The sequence below is a fragment of the Corynebacterium sp. HMSC069E04 genome (assembly GCF_001813175.1).
Classification (GTDB): Bacteria; Actinomycetota; Actinomycetes; order Mycobacteriales; family Mycobacteriaceae; genus Corynebacterium; species Corynebacterium aurimucosum.
The window spans coordinates 1-17,586 of the sequence record NZ_KV811659.1 but is presented as its reverse complement, the minus strand read 5'-3'; the positions used below and the strand labels follow the sequence as shown (position 1 = coordinate 17,586).

19 protein-coding genes are annotated in these 17,586 nt (G+C 58.8%); 1 reads left to right on the top strand and 18 read right to left on the bottom strand.

Annotated features, from left to right (window positions below; genetic code table 11):
• Window positions 1–110 precede the first annotated feature (110 nt).
• From der to HMPREF2896_RS04395, 18 genes are all read right to left on the bottom strand, one after another.
• Window positions 111–1,739, bottom strand: coding sequence for a ribosome biogenesis GTPase Der (der, locus tag HMPREF2896_RS04475; RefSeq protein ID WP_070445106.1), 1,629 nt, complete (start codon window positions 1,737–1,739; stop codon window positions 111–113).
• Window positions 1,732–2,442 (bottom strand): (d)CMP kinase, encoded by a 711-nt coding sequence (cmk, locus tag HMPREF2896_RS04470; protein ID WP_070718050.1) that lies wholly within the window; start codon window positions 2,440–2,442, stop codon window positions 1,732–1,734. Before cmk ends, der begins: the two co-directional genes overlap by 8 nt.
• Window positions 2,442–3,359, bottom strand: a complete 918-nt coding sequence (locus HMPREF2896_RS04465; protein WP_070711844.1) for a pseudouridine synthase — start codon at window positions 3,357–3,359, stop codon at window positions 2,442–2,444. The genes cmk and HMPREF2896_RS04465 overlap by 1 nt, the downstream gene beginning before the upstream one ends.
• 87 nt (window positions 3,360–3,446) lie before the next feature.
• Window positions 3,447–4,061, bottom strand: a complete 615-nt coding sequence (gene scpB / locus HMPREF2896_RS04460) for an SMC-Scp complex subunit ScpB (protein WP_070711842.1) — start codon at window positions 4,059–4,061, stop codon at window positions 3,447–3,449.
• Between the two features lie 16 nt (window positions 4,062–4,077).
• On the bottom strand, window positions 4,078–4,875 hold the full coding sequence (locus tag HMPREF2896_RS04455; protein ID WP_070445094.1) for a segregation and condensation protein A: 798 nt from the start codon (window positions 4,873–4,875) through the stop codon (window positions 4,078–4,080).
• 9 nt (window positions 4,876–4,884) lie between these two features.
• Window positions 4,885–5,763: a ParA family protein gene (locus HMPREF2896_RS04450; protein ID WP_201828169.1), complete on the bottom strand. Its 879-nt coding sequence runs from the start codon at window positions 5,761–5,763 to the stop codon at window positions 4,885–4,887.
• Window positions 5,764–5,927: 164 nt separating this feature from the next.
• Window positions 5,928–7,043 carry a hypothetical protein gene (locus tag HMPREF2896_RS04445; RefSeq protein WP_070718045.1) on the bottom strand — a complete coding sequence of 372 codons (1,116 nt, stop codon included), beginning with the start codon at window positions 7,041–7,043 and terminating at the stop codon, window positions 5,928–5,930.
• Window positions 7,044–7,088: 45 nt separating this feature from the next.
• Window positions 7,089–7,967 (bottom strand): site-specific tyrosine recombinase XerD, encoded by an 879-nt coding sequence (xerD, locus tag HMPREF2896_RS04440; RefSeq protein ID WP_070718051.1) that lies wholly within the window; start codon window positions 7,965–7,967, stop codon window positions 7,089–7,091.
• Between the two features lie 41 nt (window positions 7,968–8,008).
• Window positions 8,009–8,647 carry an NUDIX domain-containing protein gene (locus HMPREF2896_RS04435; protein ID WP_070718043.1) on the bottom strand — a complete coding sequence of 213 codons (639 nt, stop codon included), beginning with the start codon at window positions 8,645–8,647 and terminating at the stop codon, window positions 8,009–8,011.
• Window positions 8,648–9,607, bottom strand: a complete 960-nt coding sequence (locus HMPREF2896_RS04430; protein ID WP_070445081.1) for a copper transporter — start codon at window positions 9,605–9,607, stop codon at window positions 8,648–8,650. It lies immediately after the preceding gene.
• Window positions 9,607–10,791 carry a putative cytokinetic ring protein SteA gene (gene steA / locus HMPREF2896_RS04425; RefSeq protein ID WP_070445078.1) on the bottom strand — a complete coding sequence of 395 codons (1,185 nt, stop codon included), beginning with the start codon at window positions 10,789–10,791 and terminating at the stop codon, window positions 9,607–9,609. The genes HMPREF2896_RS04430 and steA overlap by 1 nt, the downstream gene beginning before the upstream one ends.
• A gap of 26 nt (window positions 10,792–10,817) precedes the next feature.
• Window positions 10,818–12,494, bottom strand: coding sequence for a DNA repair protein RecN (recN, locus tag HMPREF2896_RS04420; RefSeq protein ID WP_070445074.1), 1,677 nt, complete (start codon window positions 12,492–12,494; stop codon window positions 10,818–10,820).
• A gap of 38 nt (window positions 12,495–12,532) precedes the next feature.
• Window positions 12,533–13,444, bottom strand: coding sequence for an NAD kinase (locus HMPREF2896_RS04415; RefSeq protein WP_070445071.1), 912 nt, complete (start codon window positions 13,442–13,444; stop codon window positions 12,533–12,535).
• The gene (locus tag HMPREF2896_RS04410; protein ID WP_070718040.1) at window positions 13,441–14,250 is read right to left on the bottom strand and encodes a TlyA family RNA methyltransferase; all 810 of its coding nucleotides are present in this window, start codon (window positions 14,248–14,250) and stop codon (window positions 13,441–13,443) included. Before HMPREF2896_RS04410 ends, HMPREF2896_RS04415 begins: the two co-directional genes overlap by 4 nt.
• 40 nt (window positions 14,251–14,290) lie before the next feature.
• Window positions 14,291–14,452, bottom strand: a complete 162-nt coding sequence (locus HMPREF2896_RS12820) for a hypothetical protein (protein WP_168165683.1) — start codon at window positions 14,450–14,452, stop codon at window positions 14,291–14,293.
• A complete protein-coding gene (locus tag HMPREF2896_RS04405; protein WP_070718036.1) occupies window positions 14,443–15,426 on the bottom strand; it encodes an HAD-IIA family hydrolase in 984 nt (327 codons plus the stop codon). The genes HMPREF2896_RS12820 and HMPREF2896_RS04405 overlap by 10 nt, the downstream gene beginning before the upstream one ends.
• Complete coding sequence (locus tag HMPREF2896_RS04400; protein WP_070644619.1) at window positions 15,426–16,334, bottom strand: tetratricopeptide repeat protein; 909 nt, start codon at window positions 16,332–16,334, stop codon at window positions 15,426–15,428. Before HMPREF2896_RS04400 ends, HMPREF2896_RS04405 begins: the two co-directional genes overlap by 1 nt.
• Before the next feature lie 130 nt (window positions 16,335–16,464).
• The gene (locus tag HMPREF2896_RS04395; RefSeq protein WP_070445058.1) at window positions 16,465–17,058 is read right to left on the bottom strand and encodes a hypothetical protein; all 594 of its coding nucleotides are present in this window, start codon (window positions 17,056–17,058) and stop codon (window positions 16,465–16,467) included.
• Between the two features lie 348 nt (window positions 17,059–17,406).
• Here HMPREF2896_RS04395 and HMPREF2896_RS04390 point away from each other — a divergent pair.
• Window positions 17,407–17,586 (top strand): transposase (locus HMPREF2896_RS04390; protein ID WP_246823975.1); only part of this gene is annotated, 180 nt, incomplete at its 3' end.

Here is a 17,586-nt window from a genome sequence, read left to right as displayed (position 1 = left end):
GCTACGCACCCCGAAACCGGAAGAGCCGGTATAATGCCAGCGTAACGGCCATACTGTTAAGAGAGCCGCACCGCCCCAACAGCAATCAGAAAGTCAACTAACCAGACATCTCATCGGCGTTGACGGCGCTCGCGCACGCGCACCGCGATGCGCACAGGCGAGCCATGGAATCCGAAGCGCTCGCGGAACTTGCGCTCCAAGTAACGGCGGTAGCCCGCATCCAGGAAGCCGGTGGTAAACAACACGATGGTCGGCGGCTGCGTGGATGCCTGGGTAGCGAACAGCACGCGCGGGAGGCGGTTATTGTTCATCGGCGGCGGGTTGGCGGCGATTGCCTCGCGCATCCAGTTGTTGAGCTGACCAGTCGACACGCGCTGATCCCAGCTCTCGAGAGCCTCGATCATGGCGGGTTCCAGCTTCTGCAGGGCGCGGCCGGTCTCCGCCGAGATATTCACGCGGGTCACCCACGGCAGGTGCCGCAGGTTCTCATCGATCTCGCGCTCCAAGTAGTAGCGGCGATCCTCATCCACAAGGTCCCACTTATTGAAGGCAATAACCAGAGCCTTACCGGCTTCCAAAATCATATTGAGAACGCGTTGGTCTTGCTCGGAGACTTCCTGGGAGGCATCGATAAGCATGATGCACACCTCGGCCGCGTCGATCACGCCGCGCGTGCGCAGCGAAGCGTAATACTCGTGCCCCTGCGCATTCTTGACCTTTTTGCGCAGGCCCGCAGTGTCGATGAACTTCCATAGCCGCTGATCCAGCTGCACCAAGGAGTCGACCGGGTCGACAGTCGTGCCGGCAGCATTGTCCACGACGGAGCGCTCCTCCGCCGTCAGCTTATTCAGAAGCGAGGACTTACCCACATTTGGCTTGCCCACCAGCGCTACGCGGCGGGGCCCAGAAGTAATCGAAGAATGGCGCGGTTCCTCAGGGAACAAACGCAGAATCTCATCCAAGACGTCGGCGCCACCCCGGCCGTGCTGGGCGGATACCGGCCACGGATCTCCCAAGCCCAGCGCGTAGAACTCGGCCATATCTGCGTACATCGTCTCCGAATCAAACTTGTTCGAGACGAGAATGACCGGAACTTCGGAGCGCTGCAGCTTTCGAGCCATCACAGCATCGGTTTCCGTGATGCCCACCTTGGTGTCCACCACGAACACGATGACATCGGCGGTCTCCATAGCCTGCTCTGCTTGGCGGGCGATGGCAGCGTGGATGCCCTTGACATTCGGATCCCAACCACCGGTGTCCTGAACGAAGAAGCGCTGGCCATTCCAGTCCGCCACGTAGGACACACGGTCACGGGTCACACCAGGATGGTCCTCCACCACTGCTTCACGGCGGCCAAGGAATCGGTTCACCAGGGAAGACTTGCCCACGTTCGGGCGGCCGACCACGGCCACAGTGCAGAGGTTTTCCTCAGTGTGCTCCTCGCCTACTCCGAAGGCATGCGATAGTGCTGCCCATTCCTCTTCGCTCAGTGGGGCATCACCTTCGGTCGGTTCGTCTTGCTCACCGAAATCAGCCTCGCCGAATTCCGAATCATCGAATTCTGACTCGTCAAACTCATAATCGAAGTCCTCGGAATCGAAATCTTTTTGCGCCCAGCCGCCGTGCGGATCGCGCACGACCTCTTCCTCGAGCTTGCCTACCGGGTAATGAAACTCCGTCTCGAATTCTTCCGGCTGCTGCTCGGGATTCAGGTCCGGATTCTGCGGTTCATTAGTCATTCGAGGCCTCCTTTGCAGCAGATTCTTTCACGACGGCGATGAGTGCGTCGAGGACTTCCTCACGGGTCATCTCGGACGTATCGACGAGCACCGCGTCCTCAGCCGGGCGCAACGGCGAGGTGGCGCGGGAGGAATCTGCGGCGTCGCGCCGTTCGACGTCGGCAAGCACGGTGTCAAAATCCGATTCAATGCCGGCGGCGAGGTTCTGGTCGTGGCGGCGCTGCGCGCGGACCTCGGCACTGGCCGTCATATACGCCTTCGCGGGGGCATCCGCGAGAACGACAGTGCCGATGTCACGTCCTTCCACAATCGCGCGGTGGGCCTGTGCCGCCAGCTTCCGTTGCAGTTCAACAAGGTTCTGACGTACTTCCGGGATTGCCGATACCGCCGAGACATTGCGGGTGACCTCATCCTCGCGGATAACGCGGGAAACGTCTTCACCATCGAAGATAACCTGGGTGGAAGCAGGGTCATCGGAGACCTCAAGGGGAAGGTCTGCAGTCGCGGCAATCACCGCTTCAGTATCTGCCGGGTCCACCCCTGCGCGCAGTACAGCCAGAGTAGCTACGCGGTACATGGCCCCAGTGTCGACATACTTCGCCTCAAGCCGCTTGGCCAGCGCACGGCACGTCGTGGACTTACCGGTCCCAGAGGGGCCGTCAACAGCCAAGATGAGGCCTTGATCGGGCATATTTGAAATCATTACATCCCCACCGCCTTGTACAGGCTGGTCAATTCATTGGAGTTAAGAGCACGCAGGGAGCCAGGCTTCATATCGCCCAGCTGTACTGTGTGAAGCTTGGTGCGCACGAGGCGCTGAACTGGGTAGCCGGCTTCCTTCAGCATGCGGCGAACGATGTGCTTGCGCCCCTCGTGCAATTCGACACGCACCAGCGAATAGCCCTGGTTCTTGTCCACGATTTGCACATAGTCTGCCTGTGCCAGGCCATCTTCCAATTCGATGCCCTCGCGCAGTTGGCGAACCAACTTCTTATCGGCCTCCCCCAGCACGGTAGCCAGGTAAGTCTTAGAAACCTCGTACTTAGGGTGCATGAGGCGGTTAGCAAGCTCGCCATCATTAGTCAGTAAAAGTAGGCCCTCGGTGTCAGCATCGAGACGCCCGACGTGGAATAGGCGTTGACCTGCCACGACGCGGTCAGCCACGACATCACCCACACAAGGCCGGCCCATGTCATCCGACATGGTGGACTGCATCCCGCGGGGCTTGTTGAGCACGAAGTACTGTGTCTCTTCGTTGACGTTGATGCGGGTGCCATCAACTCGGATGACGTCCTTGTTGGGGTTCACACGGGTGCCCTGCTTGATGATGACCTGGCCGTTAACTTCGACTCGGCCCTCATCGATCAGGATCTCAGCGTGGCGGCGCGAAGCAACGCCGGCCTTGGCCAACACCTTTTGGAGGCGTTCGCCCTGATTCTGGGAATTCTTCTTGTTGTTGGCGCCTACCAGCCAATCCGCGCCTAGGTCTCGGGCGACGGAATCTGCGGTGGCCTTCTTCTTTACATGCTGGTGGCGAGCCGGCTTAGCGTTCGAGACGATCATGTCGCTGTCACGCTTTTTCTTTTCCGGTGTGCCGTCGCGGCGAGCGGGTGGAGTCACGGGAGTGTGTCCTCTCAATAGTTCTTCAATTTGCTGGGCGCGAAAACACGCCTCTGTCCGGCCGCAATCCTACCGCAGAGTATGCCCTTATGAGTAGTCCTCCTCGATCTGCTCGATGTCTGGCAACAGCGGAGCAAGATCCGGAAGGCGCTCAAGAGAATCAATGCCGAGTAGCTCGAGGAAAAGCTCAGTGGTTTCATACTGGTGCGCATGTCCCACAGAGGGCTCAGGGCTTTCTATCTCCCGAATAAGTCCACGCAACAAGAGCGTCCGGACAACTCCATCAACGTTAACGCCGCGAACACCTGCGACTTGAGCTCGGGTTACCGGCTGGCGGTATGCAATGACCGCCAAGGTTTCCAGGGCGGCGCGGGAGAGTTTGGTTTGGGTGCCATCGAGAACAAACTGCTCGACGGCATCTGCGTTCTCTTTACGCGTATAGAAGCGCCACCCCTCAGGTGTCTCGCGCAGGTCGATTCCGGAACCACGCTCGGCCAATTCTCGTTCCACAGCCCGCAAGGTATCGCTGACAACAGTGGGCTCCGCGTCCAACACGCGGGCCAGCTCTTCCACGCTTGCAGGCGAGTCGACGACGAGGAGTATCGACTCGAGGCGTGAGCGCAGCTGCGGGATGAGGGGCAAAGCTCCCTGTCCGCTGGAGGTGGCCGCTTCGCTAGGTGCCGGAGATGACGTGTCGTCCATGTCTCGGTAGCGTACCTTAATCCCAGTTCGCTGCTGCGACTACGGCCGGATCTACGTCGAGTCCAGTCCACGATAGTTCGAGCGGCCCCAAAGATTCCGGCTGGGAAGCATCCACCGCCTTGGCTTTATATAGCTCCAGCAACGCCAGGAAGCGGCCGACGATTTCCATAGAGACAGTACAGTCCCTCGTTAAGGCATCGAAGCTCATCCACTGCCCCGTACCCAGCAGCTTGAGCGTAGTGAGGATCTTTCCGGCCTGCTCCGGCACGGAAACGGCAACTTGGTGGATGTGCCCCGTCGCGACCTCCTCCGGCGGTTTAGGCCGGAAAACACCTGCGGCCAGCTCTGCGAAGCTCGCTGGAGTGTGCCCAAGCTTCACCGGCGGGAGGAGATCACTAAAGCGTTCCTCCATGGCCACCGCCCGCGGATAGCGCCGCTGGGCAGCACGTTGCCACTGCGCGAACTGGTCGGCGACTTGTTTATAGGCCTTATACTGAAGCAGACGCGCGAAAAGAAGATCGCGGGTCTCCAAAAGCTCTAGGTCCTCCAAGTCATCAACCTCGCCGCGCGGTAACAAACGCGCCGCCTTCAGGTCCAGGAGTGTGGCGGCGATAAGGAGGAACTCCGTAGTCTCATCCAAGTCCGCAGTTTCTCCCAGTGCACGTGTATAAGCCACGAACTCGTCAGTAACTTCAGACAGCGCCACTTCCGTAACGTCCAGCTTCTTTGCCTGAATCAGCTGGAGCAGCAGATCAAAAGGGCCCTCGAAGTTGCCCAGCGCGATGCGAAAGCCGGTGATCTCCGGTTGGGTCATAGTAGGCGGCTAGCCGTTAGCCCGCTCAATGACCTCTTTAGCTAGGTCGCGGTACTGCTTGGCCGCCTGGGAGCTCGGGGCCCACGTAGTAATGGGCTCGCCGGCGACAGATGTCTCAGGGAAACGCACGGTGCGGGTAATCACCGTATCGAACACCTTGTCACCGAAGTACTCCACCACACGGTCCATGACCTCGCGCGCGTGACGGGTGCGGCGATCAAACATGGTGACCAGAATGCCCATGATCTCGAGGTCAAAATTGATTCGGTCAGCCACCTTCTCCACAGTATCGGTCAACAAGGCGAGACCACGCAGGGAGAAGAACTCACATTCCATAGGAATGATGACGCCCTGCGAACAGGCCAAGGCGTTGACGGTCAGCAGGCCCAGGGAGGGCTGACAGTCAATGATGATGAAGTCATAGTCCTTGCGCACAGGGCGCAGCGCGCGGGCCAGAGTGTGCTCGCGGCCTACCTCGTTGACCATCTGGATCTCCGCGGCGGACAAGTCGATGTTGGCTGGAACAAGGTCGAGCCCAGCCACACCGGTATGCACAATCGCCGAGTGCACCGAGACCTCGCTGTCAAGCATGACGTCATAGATGGTGTCCTGGATCTGGTCGTGAGTCAGGCCCAGACCAGCCGAAAGAGCACCCTGAGGATCCAAGTCAACGAGGAGGACTTTACGCCCGAGCTCCGCCAAACATGCGCCCATGTTAATGGTGGACGTGGTCTTTCCCACGCCACCCTTCTGGTTACACATGGAGATAATCGTCGCGGGACCATGCTTTTCCAACGGCTCTGGTTCCGGAAGCTCCCGCAGTGGGCGGCCGGTCAACCCGACCTGTGCTTCTGAGGCCTCAAACAGTCCCTCGTCGCTCACAGTCACACCTGCTTCCTTGACCTTACGGCCTCTCTGCGGCCTTTCCGCTTCGACACTGCAGCCCCGACCGGCGCTACATTCTTACATCCTTGTGATTATAGGGTACCCCTTGGGTGCCCGCGCCGCGATTATAGCTAGCACAAACCACAGAATAAACCCTGCAGCCTAGATTAAGAAAGCTCTTCCTTCGATGTCGAACGGCGCCTCTTCACGATAAACCCGACGATGAGAGCGATGATCCCGATGCCCACAATGCCCGCTGCGAGAGCGCCAGCTCCCACTTTCGAGCTATTCTGATCCTCGCTGTCAGACTCGTTAGCGCCATCAGAATCGAGCTGCTGCTCCGGCGGTACCTCACCAGCGTTCTCACGAGTCGGATCCGTAAGCGTCACTACCAGCTCCGCGGACTGAGTGTCCTTATTAAAGAACTGCATGATGAAAGGATTGTCAGGCTCCGTACCTTCTGGATAGGTCAACGTCATTGTGCGCGAGCCTTTATCAATCTCGCGCTTCACGCCTTCCACAAACTCGCCCTCCGCATTGAGGTAGCGCAGCGTGACCCCGTCATCCTCGAGATGCTTGAAGCGGTTGTACAGATCTAGAGCCTGCTTGAAGCCAAGCTTGGCGGTAATTGTCTGTCCGTCGATCGTGGATTCCAGGTTGACATAAGCCGCGTGGGAATCATCGACACCCTCCCAGCCGCGGCCCGTGCGCGGAGGACGCGCTTGGCCTTTTCCACCGCCATCCGTGGCAGGTGCCGAGCCGCCGGTGGCAGGATCATTTCCGCCTTCTTTTTCATCTCCGCCTGTGCCACCCTGTGGATCTCCGTTATCCCCGAGACCATCCGCACCACCTGGGTTCTGCTGTCCCCCTCCGAGGCTGTCCGGATCACCACTTTCAGCCGCGTCATTGAGTTCCTCGGCAGTTACCTCAGCATCTGCCACGAGCACGATAGTCATGGTCACGCCCTGGTAGGTAACCGGAACACTGATTTGTCCTCCAGCTGCCGGCGCGGTCACCGTTGCCGTACCACCAGAAGCGCTCACATTCCATCCATCGGAGGCCACGTTGACATCGACAGGCACAGGCAAGGAGACGGTTGTCGTCTGACCAGCCGGCACCGGGATGGTGGCATCTTGCGCCCGCGCAACCGCCGACCCAATCCCAGTTATTCCACCCTTCCCGCTCACGGGGCCGGCGACGATACCGGACAGCGGGGCTACGGTGATCGCGAAGGCCAGAGCCATCCCGCGATAAGCTCGGGAGAAAGATGCGGTTGAAGCCATAAGAATCCTTTTCATTGGTAGACGTCGTGATGATTCTAGGTGCCTTTAGGCACGTGGGTGCGCAGTGCGCCATACTTCGCGGAGCGAATCCGCGGTCACGTGCGTGTAGATCTGTGTTGTCGTCACGGAAGAATGTCCCAAGAGCTCCTGCACGGTACGTACATCCGCCCCGCCTTCTAGCAGGTGGGTAGCAAAGGAATGCCGCAAAGTGTGCGGAGAAATTTTAGTGCTCAAGTGTGCGCGCTGCGCTGCGGTCTTGATCGCGGCCCAGGCGCTTTGCCGTGACAAAGCCCTTCCCCGAGTGTTGAGGAATAAGGCATGGGAGGCCCCCGTTGCCAAAACCGGTCGGGCACGCACCAGGTAGTTCTCCACCGCTTTCACCGCATGCGAGCCTAGCGGAACCAGGCGCTGCTTATCGCCCTTGCCGCTCAGCAGGAGAATATCGCGCACCGACGTCGGTCCCTCACCCGTCACATCATCCACACTCAGCGAAATCACTTCGGAAATACGGGCGCCCGTTCCATACAGCATTTCCAAAAGGGCGCGATCCCGAATATCAATGGGTGTTGCGGATTCATTGGTGGGGATAGTGTTGAGGAGAGCCTCGACGTCGTGCACGCTGAGTGTCTCTGGCAACGCTTGCGCCCGCTTGGGCGGGGTCACCTCCGCAGCCACATTCTCCTCAATCATCCCCTCCGCTAGCGCAAACTTGTGCAAGCCGCGCGCCACAATCAGTGCGCGGCTAGCAGAGGACTGCGCCAAAGATTCTCGGAGAAAAACAAGGTAGTTTTCCACGTGCGCGCGGGTCACCCGGCGCAGATCCGTGATGCCGGATTCCGCGAGCCAATCAACGTAGCGATTGATATCTCGGCGGTAGTTGCTCACCGTATTCTTTGAGGCACCTTTTTCCACCATGAGGTGCATCAACCACGCTTGTCCAGCAGCTGCGGCGGGGCTTGACTGCGTCACAGCTTCTTCAGATCCGGTCCGGGGCGCCGTTGCGCTAGGGATTGCGGGCGCAGCTCGAAGGGCGCTTCGACCGAGCGCGCTGTGCGTCCCTCTTGCACGCAGGCATAAGCTGCGAGAATTCCCGCCACCGCAATCGAGTTCACGATCTCCCCCGCGAGGATTCGCTCGACGGCCTCTGCGAGGGGCACCCAGGCGAAATCCATGTCGGCTTCTTCATCGCCTTCGGCTGCGAGCTTCTCCACGGGGGACAGGCCACGCGCTAAGAAGACGCGCACGGCTTCCTCACAGAAGCCCGGGGAGGTCACCAGATCGGTCAACACTGCCCATTCCTCGGCGGCTAACCCGGCCTCCTCCTGGAGTTCGCGTTGCGCGCCGCTGAGCTCATCTTCACCCTTGACGTCGAGCAATCCGGCTGGTAGCTCCCACAGGCGCTTGGCGACGCTATGGCGGTACTGCTGCACCATGGCGACCCGGTTGTTCTCATCCAAGGCCACAACGGCGACAGCGCCTAGGTGCTCTACAATCTCGCGTTGCGCTACGACCTCCCCTGGCATGATGACGTCATCGCGACGAACGGCGATGATGGGGGCGTCGACAAGCAACTCGCTACCTACCGTGCGAAAATCGTGTGACATCTAGAGGTCCTTCGGCAGTGCCGGCGCTGCGCCTTCAGCATTCGCCGCAGAACCGTAGACGCCCTTACCGCCATCCAGCTGTTCCTTCACCGCCAGGACTGTCGCCATCTGGGACACTGGGTGATCGATAGAATCCACAGTGCTGATTCCTGTCTTGGCGGCACGCAGCTTATCCAATACTCCATCATCGCCGGCAGATTGCACGCGACCGGCATAGACCATAGCGGTGTCTACGGAATCAAAACCTTCGAGGAATTTGACGGTGGTATCGATAGCGTACTTCTTAGCTGGGCTGTCCTCATCATCCCCTGGGACCAAGCCGCCGCCCACGACAACGACGGCTTGGGCTGGAAGAATAGTCCCGTCTTTGTAGTCGATATAGCCGGCATCGCGCAGGGCACGCAGCAAGGTGGCCCGGTCCTCAACGCTGGCAAGAGGCTGGGTGGTTTTAGCATCCATCAGCAGGCCCGCGGCGAGAGCTTGGCCGGAATGAGTACCGGCGTCGACTTTCTTTTTGTCGAGCTTCGCGCCGGCCGGCAAGGTAGAGGTGACGAGGGACAGGAGCTTGTCTGCCGAATCTTGGGCAAGGAATTTATCGGTCAGCTTGATGCTTCCGGCATCGGTGGAATCCGCCGAGCCCAGCAGATCCTTCACGGCCTTAACATCGGCATCATCAGCATCGGGCATGCTCAGCACCATGACTGGGCGCTGGACTAGGGTTCCATCGACTACGAAACGGCCGAGTTCGCCCATGACGGAATCCGCAGAGTCCAGCTGAGCCTCTGCAATTTTATTGTCCAGTACCAGCTCGCTGTACTTTTCCCGCACCTCATCTGTGGATTCACCGCCGGGGCCAGGGGCAGAATCCATGTTGGGGGCAATCACCAATGTGCCAAGTGCAATGCCTAGTGCTGCGCCGAAACCGAGCCCGGCAACGACGAGGGATTTAGGAGACATCATCACTTGAACCACCCCTGCACGCTCAGTGCGAAGTTATTCCAGGTATCGATCAAGTTCTGGAGGAAGGATTCATCGCCACCCAAGCCGACGATCAGAATAACCACAGCAAGCGCCACGAGAATGCCGAGCAGCGCCCACAGCCACCCCATAGCGCCGGAATTCGGCGCAGTATAGAGGTTAATAACAGCGTCCGCGTCCACGAGGCGCGTTCCTGCCTTCATGTGGCACAGCAAGGCTGCCGGCGTAGCATTCGGCTCATTGGCGAAGATGTCATCGAGGTCGAGAGCTCCCCCTACCTGCACGATCATCTGGGCCTCGTGGTAGTCCGCTAACAGAAGGGCAAGGTCGGTGGCTGAGTCCGTAGCTGCTGGGAAAGTCATCGCCCCGATCCCCAGATCCTGAATGCGCTCGAGCCCTTCAGCGGTTCCGTCTGGCTCAGCGGGAAGAATGACCTGGGCGCCGCTGCGCAAGGTTTCCGAGCTCACCTCGGAGGGATTTCCCACGATGAAGTGAGGCTGGTAGCCCAGCTCTACCAACGTATCGGCTGCAGAATCCACGCCGATGATGATGGGTTCATACTCGCGGATGAAATTACGCAGAAGTGTTAGCTTCTTACGGTGTTCCTCGGAGGGCGAGACCACGAGTACTTTACGGCCAGCCATGTCGGAACCCGCATCGGGTACGCCTAGGCCGTCGATGAGCAGCGGGCCCTCGGAGTGAATGAACTCGATGGAGTTGCCGAAATATGCCTCCATGTGATCGATGAGTTCCTGTTGAGCAGAAGCGAAATTCTTCTCCGCCCGGTCACGAGTAACTACCGTTCCGGAGGACAACTGGGTATCGCCAGAATAAATCGCTCCGTCCTCAGTAAGTCGAGCCTTCTTTCCATCCTTGAAGTTACTCACGAAGTCTTGACCGACGCCTTCAACGAGGGTGACATCGGCGTCGAGAAGCATATGCGGGCCATAGTTCGGGATAGAACCAGTGGAAAACTCGGCGACGTTGATAACGGCGGCCGGCTTCATGTCCACGAGGGTCTGGGCCTCTTGGCGGGAAATATTGGCGGCGTTGATGACGGCGAAGTCACCGGCGCTAAACTTCTTCATGCCCTTGCCACCCGGGGTGCAATCACGCAGCGCGCCGTGTTCTCCAGGCAGATCGGTGTTACGGGAAAACAGACTCATGCCTGACAGTTTCCCCTGTTAGGCGCTCAATGTGTGGAAGGCGCGCGGAAAGTCTCCACTTCTGCTTGAGCTCTATCGAAAAGCTCCTGAGCGTGCGCGCGACCGGTCTCGGTGTCATCGAGACCAGCGAGCATACGAGCGAGCTCCTCGACGCGCTCCTCAGGGGTCAAATCCGCCACGCCTGACGTGAACTTCTCTTTGGACACATGCAGGTGCGAATCTGCATAGGCAGCTACCTGGGGCAGGTGGGTAACGCAGATGACTTGGTTGGTAGTCGAAAGCCGTGCTAGGCGACGCCCAATTTCCACCGCCGCACGCCCTCCGACGCCGGCATCCACCTCATCGAAGACCAGCGTGGTGCCGTCGCCACTGGCCAGGACCACCTCCATAGCCAGCATGACGCGGGAAAGCTCTCCTCCCGAGGCCGCGGAAGCTAGCGGCTTGCCGTTGAGTTGGAACTCAACCTCATCCGCGCCAGTTTTGGAATATTTGGCCTTCTTTACGGCGACCGTCAAGGTGGAGTTTGGCATGGCCAAGCCGTGGATCTCTTCGGAGACCTGGGTGCCCAGTTTCTTCGCTGCCTTAGTACGGGCAGCAGTGAGTGCTTCTGCCTTGGCCACCATCGTCTTTTCGGCCTCCATTACGTCCTTCTTCAAGGCTTCGAGGGCCTCGGTGGAGGTATCTAAGGTCGCAAGTTTCGCTTCAGCGGCGTCCCGCCAGGCCAAAACTCCATCGATGTCAGCGGCATACTTGCGCGTGAGGAGCTTAAGCTCCTGCTGACGTTGCAGAGATTCCTCAAGGAGGTTGGGATCCGCGGGCAGATCGCTTAAATACGTGGTGAGCTCGGCAGCGATATCGGTCAGCTGCGCGGTGACTTCACCCAACCGCTCTCCTAGCCGGGTCAGCTCGGCATCGCTCGCCCCATTTAGTGCCGATTCAGCTGCGCCGACAAGGTTGACAGCAGTGTCCTCATCACCAAAACCTTCTCCACCGTCCACAGCGCTCAGAGCAGTAGCTGCGCCTTCACGCAAAGCATCGACGTCCTGCAAACGCTTAATCAGGGTCACGAGCTCAGCATCCTCACCAGGCTCCGGCTCGAGATCAGAAATCTCCTTGATGGCAAACTGCAAGCGGTCCACCTCTTGGGCCATCTCACGACGGGACTCCATCCGGTGCTGGTAGTCCTTGGCCAATGCGCGCCACTTCCTAAAAGCCTCGGTATACGCAGTACGGAACTTCTCGATGGAAGGCTCGAAGCGATCGATGGCGGCCAACTGTTGATCAGCCGACAGCAAGCGCAGCTGGTCATTTTGCCCATGCACAGTGATGAGGTGGGAAGCGAATTCCCCCAATGTCGCCGCCGGTACCGAACGCCCACCCAGGTACGCGCGTGAACGTCCCGCCGCAGACACCGTGCGGGAGGCGATATACTCACCGTTTTCATCCGGCTCTCCCCCTGCGTCCTCGACCAACGCCGCCACAGCCAGTGAATCGGAGGAAAAATGACCTTCCACAGCCGCCTTCGCGGCCCCATCGCGCACGCGTGATGCATCAGCGCGACCGCCAGCCAGCAGGCGCAGTCCAGTCACAACCATGGTCTTACCGGCGCCAGTTTCACCGGTAAGCACGGTAAGACCCTGCGAAAGCTCCGCAGCGGAGCTTTCGATAACGCCGAGGTCAGAGATGCTGATATCTACGAGCACAGTGCGGTATCTTCCTTCCTGAAAACGCGCTAAGGCAGTTAATGCCGCGGTCCGCGCCAGCCTTCCACGGGAAGGCGGAGCTTGGACACGAGGCGGTCGGTGAAGGGCTGCTGGTCCAAGCGAACCCAGCGCACGGGCCTTTCACCACGCACGATTTCCACGCGCGAACCCGGCGGCATAGAAATCTCACGGAACCCATCGAGGATTACCACGGCCGGAGTCGTAGCCGAGGCCGATTCGACCGCCACCTGCGAATCCGGAGAAACTACGAGTGGTTTAGTAAACAGTGCATGCGCATTGTTCGGAACCACCAGGATGGCATCGAGAGAGGGCCACAAGACGGGACCACCCGCTGAAAAGGCATAGGCCGTAGACCCCGTCGGAGTGGAGATAAGAACACCATCACACCCAAAAGCTGAGACTGGGCGCCCATCTACCTCGAGGATGGCATCGAGGACCCCCGAGCGGTTGAGGTTCTCAATGGAGGCCTCATTGAGCGCCCAACTACGCTCCCGCAGCTCGCCTTCCGAATCAAAGACGCTCACGTCGATGGTCAAGCGGTCTTCGACGTCATAGGACTGCTCGATGACGCGCACAAGCGCACGGTCTAGGGACTCCGCTTCCCATTCTGCGAGGAAGCCCACGTGCCCCAGATTGATGCCTAGGACGGGGACGTCTACTGCGCGTGCCATGTCGGCAGCGCGCAAGAACGTGCCATCACCACCGAGCACGAGGACTAGCTCACAGCCTTCGGCTGCCGCCGGGGTATGCCGCACGTGCTGCAGCCCAGGGAGAACGGTGTCCGCTCCGCAGACACGTACCTTGATGCCAGCCTCCTGCAGCAGCTCTGCTGCACGGTGTGTGGCAGCGAGGTTGTCCTCGCGGCTAGCGTGCGGGACAAGAAGAATTTCGCGGCGAGTGGCGCCCTCCGCGGCACTAGTCCTGCTCACTGGGGTCCTTCCTTGATTGCCGTGTCGATGAGTACATCCAGCTTATCTTCTGGGGTGGACAAGCCATCCTTGACCAACCACAGGAAGTATTCAACATTGCCGCTTGGTCCAGGTAGTGGGGATGCCGCCACGCCTTTGACGCTCAACCCGAGCTCTTGGGCGAAGACAGCCACGTCCTTAGTCACTTCCGCGCGAAGCTCAGGCGAGCGCACTACTCCGCCCGCCCCAATCCGGTCCTTTCCTACTTCAAACTGAGGCTTGACCATGGGTAATAACCATGCGCCACCAGCCATGCATTCTACGATTGCCGGAAGTACCAGCTTTAGGGAGATGAACGAAAGGTCACCCACCATAGCGTCGCAAGGCCCATTCGTCTGTTCAAGAGTCAGGTTGCGAATATTGGTGCGGTCAAGCACAGTAACGCGCTCATCATTCTGCAAGCGCCACAATAGCTGTCCATAGCCCACGTCAACAGAAAGCACTTCTGCGGCACCGTGGTGCAAACAGACATCAGTAAAACCGCCGGTGGACGCCCCCGCGTCCAAGACACGCTTGCCCTTGAGGTCCACGTCGAAAGCCGCAAGCGCACCGAGGAGCTTGTGCGCACCACGCGACGCCCAATCATCACCCTCGCTGGCTTCGACCTTAATCGACACCTCAGGCTCGACCACTGTCGCGGGTTTCGTAGCCTTGAAGCCCCCAACCGTCACCCGACCAGCCTTGATCATCTCAACGGCTTGTTCTCGTGAGCGCGCAATCTTGCGGCGCACCAATTCTGCGTCAAGGCGGCGACGTTGCGGTGGCATGATTAGGTCCTCTTTCCCCTAGATTCCTTGGCGATTCGCGCTAATTATCTTGGAGCGCATCGCGCAACACGGTATGAGCGCGGTCCAGCTGGGCTAGCTCTTCCTCAAGAGTCTCTGTCGGCTCGGTGAGAATCTCGGTGATGGACGCATTGAGGGTCTCTGGAGCCAACACTGCGCGTGGGTCATGGGGTTTTACTGCCATGTGGATACTACCCTCTCCGCGGCTTCGCTCCGCGGCTGAATGTAGCGCGGAGGCTCAGAGCCTGCCCAGGCTACTTCCAAAACGGTACGCAGTGCCTCGACCGACGTAGACTTCTCGTTACCGCCTTGCAGAACGATGTCATAGCCGTCAAAACGTGCTCTAAACCCGCCCTGGGCGCCCGGACGCGCTTGCGCTTCCGACAAGGAAAGCTCGTGGAATCCGGCACCAATGAAATTCGGACGCTCCTCCGGTGTTGCTTCAATGAGCGCCAGCTCACGAGACACGCCTGTCAGCACGTGGAAGGTATCCATGGCTGCGTTATTACCACCGACGATATCGGTGTCTAGACGGTCACCGACAGCCAGGGGTTTGGTCGACCCCACCAGCTTGGCCGCCTGCGTAAACATAGCGGGCTCCGGTTTGCCTGCAGAAATAGGTTCAACACCGGTGGTCGAAACAACGGCCGCGACGAGCGAGCCATTACCCACAGCCATTCCGCGCTCCGTCGGAAGTGACGTATCAAGGTTTGAGGCATAGTACTTCGCGCCTTGGTTAATAGCGAGCGCGCCTTCAGAGAGTTGTTCCCACCCCACTGATTTATGCATGCCCTGCAGTACAGCAGCAGGCTTGTCATCAGCACTATCAACAACGACGAAACCGGCATCGCGCGCTAGCGAGCGGAAGGAGTCCGCACCGATGACGAGAACCTTGGCGCCAGCGGGCAGATCCTCACGAGCAATCTTGACTACCGCTTGCGCTGAGGTAACAACGCGATTGGCATCGGTCTCAAGACCGATCTCTTCGAGCATATCGGCTACGGTTTGGGGGCTGCGCGAAGCATTATTCGTGACATAAACAGCAGGGACGCCGCAAGAATTGATCACGTCAACCACGCACTGAAGGGCTTGTCCGCCCTCCCACACAGTTCCGTCAAGATCCAGCAACAGTGAATCGTGGGTTTTGAGAATACTCATTATTTACACTCGGCCAGACGCTCTGCGGCGTCGGTCCAGTCTCCTTCATCAATGTCGATCGCGTGCTGGAACCATTCCTGTGCCTCGTCTTTACGGCCAGCTTCCAGCAAGGCGTTGGCATAGGCATAGGAAAGGCGGCACGCGGACACCCCCGTGGCATCCTTCGTGGGTTGCGCACGCTGAATCGTGACCACGGCGGAATCTGCCTGGCCCATATCCAGCCGCGCGCCTGCAGCGACGATGGCCAATTCGACGGCATCCTCTGGACTAAGCTCCTTAGCCTCCTCGCTACGCCACAGCTCGACAGCTTTCTCAGGGCGCCCAAGTCCGCGCTCGCAATCAGCCATGACGGCCATCAAACCAGGGCCACCGGAAATGCGGCGTGCTGCGCGCAGCTCCGCGAGTGCTTCCTTCCACTCGCCGGCGCGATACGCAGCGATTCCGTTCATCTCACGAGCAACCGAAACACGGCCTGCACGGTCTTTGGCAGCACGGGCATGGCGAAGTGACAGCTGTGGATCGTCATCAAGCCACGTCGCCGCCATGATGAGGTGCTTAGCCACTGCTTCGGAGTTTTCCTTCGAAAGCGAAGAGAGGTCCTGCAAAACAGAGGGATCGAGATCAGTGATGTCGATATCAGAAGGCAGGTCCGGATCCGTCATGCGGCGGTTGATACGCTCCTCACGGTAGCCCGAACGCTGCGGATGCGAGGCTTTGTTCTTATCACGACCATGGCGCTTTCGATCATTGCGGCGCTCATCACGGCGATCACTGCGGCGCTCTTCACGACGCCCCGATGCGCCACCACGTTTTTCAAACTTGCGGCCCCCAGAGCGGTTGTGCCCACGGTTGCCTTCCGAGGAACCTTCGCGGCCACGGCGGTGGTCGCGGGAGTTGGATTCAGACATTAGAGCTATGCACTTTCTGCGGTTGACGCGTCCGTATGTACCGAACCAGTCTACAGGTCAGCGAAACAAAACCGGCAATACACTGGCTAGTAAGTGAAACGGCCCACAACCACCGATTGACGTCCAAGACTCACGAGAATTCAAGAGGCAAATCTAACCCGTTCAGTGGCCAACAATGCCTCACGCGGTCTAAGCCAGCAGCCACCTGGGAAGCGGATAGTCCATGTTCCACGCTTCCATTCTCCAGTTGCTTCCCGCGGACAACGGCCCAGAATGTCCAGCCATTATTATGAATGGCGTCAAGACGAATCCCTTGGTGATCCCTCGCCATGACCGCGCCTTCCTCAATCAGTCGGTCCGGGCTCATTCCCTCTACGATCACGTCAAGCATGCGCGATTCGCCGCTTGGCGCCACAACGAGAGCTTTCGTGGCATAAAAATGCCCCTTTTTTCCAGCCTTTGCACCTTTCTCTTCGTGGAAAAAGCTCCCGAGGAGGACTGGGTAGAACTCTATCCAACCATTCTTCCAAGCCTTGCTAATCCTCAAAGCGAAGAAGATATGCCGAGCTACAAGAAAAAGAAAGTAAAGCAACAACCCGCCAAGGAGAAACGCCAATAATCCTGGAATCTGCATGCTGTTCAGCAGTAAACCGAAGAAGAAGATAAAAGCTGCTATCAAGACCATCGCACCGAAAAAGACTAGCCCGTCGCGGATAGCACGCATCTGAGGCACTGGTTCCTCTGCCTCAAAGACGCGACACAGGCCATAGGGAGAAGGACTATCGTTCTTTCGACTAAAGGGCACAGCCTTCAAGTCCCTCAGGAAGGTCGCATTATAAGCATGCGTAAACAGACTCGATGATTGTGAAAACCTCATCTACTTCTCCTCAGCGGCCCCTCAGAACGAAGTGCATATACGGAAATCATTCTAGTTCGCGGGCGATGAAGGTCCGCTATCTATAAGTGCAGACCTGGATGTGCATTCATCCAAGTTGCTGGTCCTGGGCTGTTTGCGGTGTGGTGTGAAGCGTCCTGGGTTTAGTTCCTACCTCAGCTAAGGAAGGATTGAACTATGCCTAGAAAGTATTCCGTCGAGTTCAAGGAGAAGGCGGTCCATCAGATCATCGAAATGGTCCGCCTGGAGTCTTGCTCACTGCAACGCGCCTACACGGAGGTCGGTGAGCTGCTTGGAGTGTCTCACCATACGTTGCGGGCTTGGTATCGTGACAGCGCTTCAGTACGTGATGACTCT